The sequence below is a fragment of the Micromonospora marina genome (genome assembly GCF_900091565.1).
Classification (GTDB): domain Bacteria; phylum Actinomycetota; class Actinomycetes; order Mycobacteriales; family Micromonosporaceae; genus Micromonospora; species Micromonospora marina.
In genome coordinates this window covers 172,107-179,548 of record NZ_FMCV01000011.1, presented here as the reverse complement: position 1 = coordinate 179,548, position 7,442 = coordinate 172,107, and the positions used below count along the sequence as shown (strand labels likewise).

General features: G+C 71.0%; 9 protein-coding genes and 1 tRNA gene. 4 read left to right on the top strand and 6 right to left on the bottom strand.

Annotation, left to right across the window (positions count from 1 at the left end):
* Nucleotides 1-316, top strand: a 316-nt coding sequence (locus tag GA0070215_RS15485; protein ID WP_141708200.1) for an integrase core domain-containing protein, incomplete at its 5' end; no start/stop codon positions are given.
* Here GA0070215_RS15485 and GA0070215_RS15480 read toward each other — a convergent pair.
* The gene (locus tag GA0070215_RS15480; RefSeq protein ID WP_208600351.1) at nt 291-1,445 is read right to left on the bottom strand and encodes a hypothetical protein; all 1,155 of its coding nucleotides are present in this window, start codon (nt 1,443-1,445) and stop codon (nt 291-293) included. The genes GA0070215_RS15485 and GA0070215_RS15480 overlap by 26 nt on opposite strands.
* Nucleotides 1,446-1,464: 19 nt before the next feature.
* On the opposite strand from GA0070215_RS15480, the gene GA0070215_RS15475 reads away from it, so the two are divergent.
* Together GA0070215_RS15475 and GA0070215_RS15470 are read left to right on the top strand one after the other, a co-directional pair.
* Nucleotides 1,465-1,674, top strand: a complete 210-nt coding sequence (locus tag GA0070215_RS15475; protein ID WP_018788778.1) for a helix-turn-helix transcriptional regulator — start codon at nt 1,465-1,467, stop codon at nt 1,672-1,674.
* A gap of 3 nt (nt 1,675-1,677) precedes the next feature.
* On the top strand, nt 1,678-2,895 hold the full coding sequence (locus tag GA0070215_RS15470) for a tyrosine-type recombinase/integrase (protein WP_091046646.1): 1,218 nt from the start codon (nt 1,678-1,680) through the stop codon (nt 2,893-2,895).
* Nucleotides 2,896-3,034: 139 nt separating this feature from the next.
* Here GA0070215_RS15470 and GA0070215_RS15465 read toward each other — a convergent pair.
* Nucleotides 3,035-3,108, bottom strand: a tRNA-Thr gene (locus GA0070215_RS15465).
* Between the two features lie 134 nt (nt 3,109-3,242).
* Here GA0070215_RS15465 and GA0070215_RS15460 point away from each other — a divergent pair.
* Nucleotides 3,243-4,973: a metallophosphoesterase family protein gene (locus GA0070215_RS15460; RefSeq protein WP_018788780.1), complete on the top strand. Its 1,731-nt coding sequence runs from the start codon at nt 3,243-3,245 to the stop codon at nt 4,971-4,973.
* Nucleotides 4,974-5,021: 48 nt separating this feature from the next.
* On the opposite strand, the gene GA0070215_RS15455 is transcribed toward GA0070215_RS15460, so the two are convergent.
* From GA0070215_RS15455 to GA0070215_RS15440, 4 genes are all read right to left on the bottom strand, one after another.
* Nucleotides 5,022-5,864 carry a PSP1 domain-containing protein gene (locus GA0070215_RS15455; RefSeq protein ID WP_018788781.1) on the bottom strand — a complete coding sequence of 281 codons (843 nt, stop codon included), beginning with the start codon at nt 5,862-5,864 and terminating at the stop codon, nt 5,022-5,024.
* 260 nt (nt 5,865-6,124) lie between these two features.
* Nucleotides 6,125-6,793, bottom strand: coding sequence for a hypothetical protein (locus GA0070215_RS15450; protein WP_091046643.1), 669 nt, complete (start codon nt 6,791-6,793; stop codon nt 6,125-6,127).
* The gene (locus GA0070215_RS15445) at nt 6,793-7,098 is read right to left on the bottom strand and encodes a hypothetical protein (protein ID WP_018788783.1); all 306 of its coding nucleotides are present in this window, start codon (nt 7,096-7,098) and stop codon (nt 6,793-6,795) included. The genes GA0070215_RS15450 and GA0070215_RS15445 overlap by 1 nt, the downstream gene beginning before the upstream one ends.
* 1 nt (nt 7,099) lies before the next feature.
* Nucleotides 7,100-7,429 carry a YbaB/EbfC family nucleoid-associated protein gene (locus GA0070215_RS15440; protein WP_013473591.1) on the bottom strand — a complete coding sequence of 110 codons (330 nt, stop codon included), beginning with the start codon at nt 7,427-7,429 and terminating at the stop codon, nt 7,100-7,102.
* Nucleotides 7,430-7,442 lie beyond the last annotated feature (13 nt).

Below are 7,442 nucleotides of genomic sequence, written 5' to 3'. Positions count from 1 at the left end.
CCGAGGAGTCCAATATCGAGCGATCCGCTACAGCCAGCGCCTCGCCGAAGCCGGCGCCGTCGCCTCCGTCGGCTCCAAGGGCGACTCGTACGACAACGCCATGGCCGAGGCGTTCAACTCGTTGTACAAGGCCGAACTCGTCCGCAACCAAGGCCCGTGGCGCGGACTCGACGACCTGGAGATGGCCACCGTCGAGTACATCGACTGGTACAACAACCGACGCCTCCACGGCGAACTCGGACACGTCCCGCCAGCGGAGCACGAAGCACTCCACGCGATGACCCAACCGGTCACCACACCCCTGAAAACCAGCTAACCAACTCTCCATCAAACCCGGGGCTTGACACCACCCTGGGCTGGCCAAGTATGTCGTAGGTGTTCACGGTCACCGGCAACTCGGGTCCGGTAGGGGTAGGCGGCTGTCCGCCCGGCTGCGTCCGGCAAGGCAGATTCGCCCATTCGGGTTTTGAGTCGCATTCGCTGTAACCAGAGCCGGAACCCGCACGGTAGTAGATCGTCTTCTGGGTCGCCGGAGTCGTCGTGCTCGTGCCACCTGCCGGGTCGGTAGTTGACGTGATCAGCTCGGTCGCCGGATCGAAAATCGTTCGCGTCGTGTGGGCGAGCGCGCCCGGGTCCGCGGTCGCCTCGATAGGTTGACGCAGGCCCCAGTCATAGACAATCGAGGTGGTCCGCACGTCGGTCTCGGACTCGACGCCGTTGCTGTCCCAGACCCGTACCGCGATCTTCTGGCGCGTTATTAGGTTGTATGGCTCCTCCGCGGCGGGAGCACCCTCGTCGTAGGTGTAGGTGATGGCCTTACGCCCTCGCGTGGTCTCGCCTGTCGGGAGCATGACCTCGTGCTCGGGCTCCAGAGTGGTGATCAGGCGTTGCCCGTCGGCCGTGTGAATGTTCAGGGTGGAGTGGTTACGGGCGAACAGCGCCTCGGCCGCAGCGTCGTCCGAGGAACTGGCGTTGAGCGCCCGGGCCCGGTTGCCAGCGGTGAGCGTCCGGACGGTGTTACCCCAGTGGTCGTACCAGGTGACACTGAGGTGCCCGCCTGGCTCAGCGAGATTGACCTGGCGGGCGTTGGCGTCGAGGTACGTTACTGTGGCCCGCTCGTACGAGGAGGGCCACGTACCTGTCGCCGGGTTGCCGTCTGGCACCTGGGTGGGTGGGAAGATGGCGGCGGCGTCGGTCGGCGCCTCGAACTGGGCCCAGCGGGCCGTCTGACCGTTCGACAGATCGTACGGTGCGCCCGCGCCCGAGACCGGCACCCGGTACACCACCGTGGTGGTAGCGGTTCCCGCGGCCAAGGCGGAGCGGGCCACTTGGTAGATCCTGCCCGGCGCCTGGTCACCGGGCAGGGTGGTGTAGCCCAGCTGCCAGGGTTCCTGACCGGACGGCTTGATGCTCGCGAGCCGCGCCGCGCCAGCAAGCCGGGGCATCCGACACGGCAGGCCGGCTGTGAGCGCCTCGACCGCCGGTGATTGGCGGCCCGACCCTCTCCTGACCATCGAGGACGTTGCCGACTGGTTGGGCAAACCCAAGAACACCCTCTACGCCTGGCACAGCCGAGGCAAGGGACCACGCGCCATCCGCGTCGGCAACACCCTGCGCTACCGGCGCAGCGAAGTCGAACGGTGGCTGGACGCCCACACCGACCCGGAGCGCTGAGCCATGGCCCGGCCTCCACTACCCATCGGCACCTGGGGCGCGATCCGCACCGAGAAGCTCGGCCCCAACCGCTACTGCGCCCGAACCCGATTCCGCGACCACGACGGCAGGACCCGCGACGTCGAGGCCACCGACGCCACCGGCCCCGCCGCCATCCGGGCCTTGAAAGTCAAACTTCGCGACCGAGTCACCCCAAACGACGACGAGATCACCAGGGACACCCACGTCAGCGTCCTCGCCAGGCTCTGGTTGGAGGAGATAACCGCCGAGGAACGTGTCACCCCGCAGACGATCAGTAGATATGAGATCAGCGTGCGCGTTTCGATCGAGCCCGCTCTCGGCGAGCTACGTATCCGAGAGGCCACCGCAGGCCGCCTCGACAGGTTTCTGCGCAAGGTCGCCGAAGACCGTCCGTCAGCCGCCAAAGGCGCGAAGGTTGTCCTCGGCCAGATGTTCGCCTTGGCTGTTCGCCGAGGCGCGCTCACGGCCAACCCTGTGCGCGACACGGGTCGACTGCGTAACCCGCGCCGCAAGGTGGTGGCCCTGGAGGTGAAGCAACTGAACGAGGTTCGCGAGGCGATCCGGAGGTGGCAGAAACCCGCCCCCGGCAAGTCGGGACCTCGGCCGTCCGGCGACCTGGCCGACATCGTCGACCTCATGCTCGCCACCGGCGCCCGCATCGGCGAAATTCTGGCGCTGCGCTGGGAGGATCTCGATCTTGCCGCTAAACGCCCGACGCTCACCACCTGCGGCACGATCGTCTACCTCAAGGGCAAGGGCTTCTTCCGGCAGGAGTGGACGAAGACCGACGCCGGTTTCCGAACGGTCGTCCTGCCTCGGTTCGCGGTCGGGATGCTGATGGGTCGCAAACTCAACGCCGCCGACAATCCCCACGACGCGATCTTCGCTTCCCGACGCGGCACCTGGCTGTCGCCGCAAAACGTGCGCCGCCAGTGGCGGCAAGCCCGCGCCGACGCCGGCCTCGAATGGGTCACCCCGCACACCTTCCGCAAGACCGTCGCCACCCTGATCGACAAGGAGGCCGACGCCAAGAGCGCCGCAGCCCAGCTCGGGCACGCCACCGAGCAGGTCACCAACAAGCACTACATCGTCAAACCCGCCCTCGCCCCGGACAGCTCCGAGATCCTCGAACAGCTTGGGGCAGGTCCGGAGATCACAGGCCCTACACCTCAAGATCGCGGGAAGCGCCGGGCCATGTAGGCCCTGCACCCCCGCTGGCAGGTGCGTTGAACCTGATCGCCGGTAGGCGTTTCTGGGGGGTTTTCGGGGGGCGATTCAAAACTACATCGATGAAAATGAGGCCCTGACCAGCACTGATGCTGGTCAGGGCCTCCTCTTGAGCCGCCTGACGGAATCGAACCGTCGACCTACGCATTACGAGTGCGTCGCTCTAGCCGACTGAGCTAAGGCGGCAACGATCCCCGAGTGTACGGCACGCCCCGCCGGAAGCCGAACCGGATCCCCCCGCCCCCGGAACCCGGACACCGGACCACATCAGCCCCGCCGCGGGAGAGACTTCGCGCGCCGACCGGACTACCCTGCGGCGGATGACCGACGAACCGCCGCGACCACCGGCTCCCGAGGCGCATCCCGGCGAGCGGGCCACCCGCCGCCCCCGCAGCATCGATCCCCGGGAGCTGGGTTTCACCCCGCGCCGGCCGGTGCCCTGGCTCGCGCCGCTGCTGCTGATCAGCACCGGCCTGCGTACGTTGCTGGCCATGCTGTTCGGGGCTTACCTGGACAAGCGCGAGTTGCAGAACGCGTTCAGCGACGGCACGTTCCGGCAGGTCGGGCCGGACGGCGGGCTCTGGCTGGACTACGTGGCCGACCTGGGTGACGGCTTCGACGCCACGTACTCGGTGGCGTACCTGCTCGCCCAGCCGGAGCTGACAGTGGACGGGCATCGGCTTCCCCGCGCGCAGACGCTGGTGATGGGAGGCGACCAGGTCTACCCGGCGGCGGGCTACGAGGCGTACGAGGACCGGTGCAAGGGCCCGTATCAGGCGGCGCTGCCGGTCGCCCCGCCGGAGCGGCCGACCCTGTTCGCGGTGCCGGGCAACCACGACTGGTACGACGGGCTGACCGCGTTCCTGCGCCTGTTCGTGCGAACCCGGGACCGGCACTTCGCCGGCTGGGGCACCGGCCAGTCCCGCTCGTACTTCGCGGTCGAACTGCCGGCCGGCTGGTGGCTGCTCGGCCTCGACGACCAGTCCGGGTCGTACCTGGACGACCCGCAGCTCACCTACTTCGACGAGGTGGCCCGCAAGCTCACCCCGGAATCCAAGGTGATCCTGGCGGTGCCGGCGCCGACGTGGGTCAAGGCCGTCGACCACCCCAACGCGTACGACTCGATCGACTACTTCATCCGTACCCTCGTCGCGCCCACCGGGGCGCAGGTACGGGTGCTGGTCTCCGGCGACCTGCACCACTACGCCCGTTACGCCGGGCCGGACCGGCAACTCGTCACGTGCGGCGGCGGCGGCGCCTACCTGTACCCCACGCACCGGCTTCCGGAGAAGCTGGAGGTGCCGCCGCGTGACACGCTGACCCGGCGGGCCAGCAACACCCGGGAGTACGACCTGGCCGCGCGCTACCCGGACAAGGCGCGCTCCCGCCGGTACGGCTGGGGGATCTTCGCCCGGCTGCCGTTCCGCAACCCGGGCTTCACCACGCTGCTCGGCACCCTGCACACGTTGCTGATGCTGGCCATGGCCGGGGTGGCTGTGCAGCCGGAGGGCACCACCGAGCAGCGGCTGTTCAGTGTGCCGCTGGCGATCATGCTGGTGGTGGCGATGATGGGGGCGGTGTTCTTCGCCAAGCCGCCCACCGCGGGCGGGAAACGGCACGCCCGGCACTGGATCCTCGGGGTGGCGCACGGTGTGGCCCAGGTGGCGCTCGCGGCCGGTGGCACGTGGGTCTGGTTGCAGTTGCCGTTCTACGACTGGCCGTGGCCGCTGCCGGCGGTCGCTGCCGTGGTGCTCTACGGCCCGGTGAGCGGGTTGGTCGCCAGCCAGCTCGTGGCGCTCTACCTGCTGGTGGCGGGCGCGTTCGGGGTGAACCTGAACGAGCTGTTCGCGGGGCAGGGCATCGAGGACTCGAAGGCGTTCCTGCGGTTCCGGATCGACAGGGACGGCACGCTGACGATCTATCCGATCGCCGTCGACCGGGTGTCCCACGACTGGCAGCTCAACCCCGACGACTCCCCCACCGCCTCCTGGCTCACCCCGAAGACCCCGCTGACCCCCCGCCTGGCCGAACCCCCCATCGTCATCCGCTGACCCCACCCGGCACACACCCGGCCGGGAGAGGGCGGGGAGAGGGACAGGTCAGGGCTGGGGGTAGTGCTGGTCGTGGGCCTGCCTCGGGCCGCAGACCGACGCCCGGGAGCACATCGAGCGGGAGCCGTCGGCGTCCAGCCGGACGGTGACCGCGTCGCGCGGGACGCTGTGGCCGACCACCTTGCCCTCGCCGTTCGGCGTGGACACCCGGCTGCCGACCGCCGGTGCCGACTCCTGGAACTTCTGGTACAGCGGGTGCTCGTACTTCAGGCAGCACATCAGCCGCCCGCACGCGCCGGAGATGCGCAGCGGGTTGAGCGGCAGATCCTGGTCCTTAGCCATCCGGATGGTCACCGGCTCGAAGTCGGTGAGGAACGTGGCGCAGCACAGGTCACGCCCGCAGGAACCGATGCCGCCCTGCACCCGGGCGGAGTCCCGGGCGGAGAGTTGCCGCAGCTCCACCCGGCAGTGCAGCGTCGCACCCAGGTCGCGGACCAGCGAGCGGAAGTCGACGCGGTGCGGCGCGGTGAAGTAGATGGTGGTGCGGTCGCTGCCGTTCTCCGGCATGGCCAGCACGTGGTCGACGGCGACCACCTTCATCGGCAGGCCGTGTTCGCGGATCAGCCGCTTGGCGGCCACCTTCGCCTCGGCCTTGCGCCGGCGCAGCATCTCGTCGCGGCGCAGGTCGTCGTCGGCGGCGATCCCGGCCAGCTTCGGGAACCCGTCGGTGTCCTCGCTGACCCACTGCGCGGCCCAGACGCACTCGGCCACCTCGGGCCCCTCGTCGGTGGGCACCAGCACCCGGTCGCCCACCTCCGGGCGCAGTTCGCCCGGGTCGAGGTAGTAGAGGCGCCCGTACCGGTTGAAGCTGACCGCGCAGAGCATGCCCATACGCCCCACCCTACGCGGATCGACGCCCACCGCACGGCGCACCTGTCGCCGCCCGGTCACCCACCGCAGCGATCATCGTGGTCGGCCCGGCCGAACCGGCCCCGTCGCCTCGCCCGGACGGCTGAATCTCCGGCCGACCCCTGACAAACACCCCGCGGACGCGTTGAGTGAAGGCATGCCTGCGGGGGGTGCAGGGGAAGGCCACGGCGTCGCCGCCGTCACCCGGCCACGGCCGGATCGGCGCGCGACGCCGTGGACCGTCAGTAGCCGATCCGGGTGGTGCCGCCGTAGCGCGGGGCGGCGGTGGCGCGGTCCCGCCACGGCGCCTCGGCCAGGCTCGGCCCCCACTGGCGCAGCAGCGTCTCGGCGCCGTCGTAGGCCACCCCGAGCACACCCAGGATCCTCGTGGCGATCTCGGCCGCGGCCGACGCCCCGGCCCGTCCGGCCTCGCCGCCCGGCCTCGCCGCCGCGTGCACCGCTACCGCCTCGGCCGAGCCCAGCACCTCGGCGAGCGCGCGGGCCAGCGCGGCCCGGCTGCCCTCCACCCAGCCGGCCAGCGCGTCGGCGTAGCCCGCCGTCGACTCCAGCCGCCCGACCAGGCTCTCCGGCCCCTCGTCCAGGTGCCGCAGCAGGGCGGCACGTGCCTCGTCGTACGCCGCCGCGGCAGTGCCGGACCAGGCGACCTGGTCGGCCAGCAGTGCACACGTGTCGTCGTACCCCCGGACGAGCCGGCGCACGGCGTGGCCGGCGCCGGTCAGCGGCGCGGGATGCAGGTCGAGGAACTCGCGCACGGCCGCGCCGGGAAGCACCTGCATGCGGCGCAGCAGCGGCCAGAGCCGGTGCCCCTCGGGCGCACCGGCGGCCAGCAGCGTGTCGACGCGGGCGAGCAGGTCGAGCCCCGGCTCGGTGAGGCGGTCGAGCGCGTCCATCAGGCCTCCCGGGCCAGCCGCCGGGCGACCGCGTCGTCGGCGGCGGCGTAGCGGTCGGCGGCGCTGCGCAGCGCCGCCGCGGCGGCGGCCAGCCGGACGGCGGCGGCCTGCGCCTCGCGCGCCCGGTCGGCGGTGGCAAGGGTCCACTGGCGGTGCAGCGCGCGGCCCACCTCACCGGGGCGGCCGGTGGCGTGCGCGCCGAACGCGGGGTGCGGCGGGTCGGTGGCAGTCACCGTGCGGGAGAGGGTGGCGAGGGTCGCGCCGGCCTCGTCGAGACGGGCGGCCAGGGCACGCAGCGTCTCCATGTCAGGCCCCCGCCAGCGGCCGGTAGGCCGCGAACGTCTCGTTGTGCAGCTTCTCCCGCGCCCACTGCGCCGCGTCGGCGGCGGCGGTGACCGCGGCCTGCACCGAACCGGCCACGTCGCGCGGGCTGCGGTGGTGCAGCGGGCCGAGGAAACGCACGTCGGTGATCCGCCCGCCGGCGGTCACCACCACCTCGACGAGCCCGTCGGGTGAGCGGACGGTGACCTCGACCGTCGCGACCGCCTGGTCGAACTCGGCCTGCAGGTTCTCGATCCGGCGGTAGCGCCGCACCGCCTCCTCGATCCAGGCCTCGTCGATCTCGCCCCGCGGCATCGGCGAACTCCTC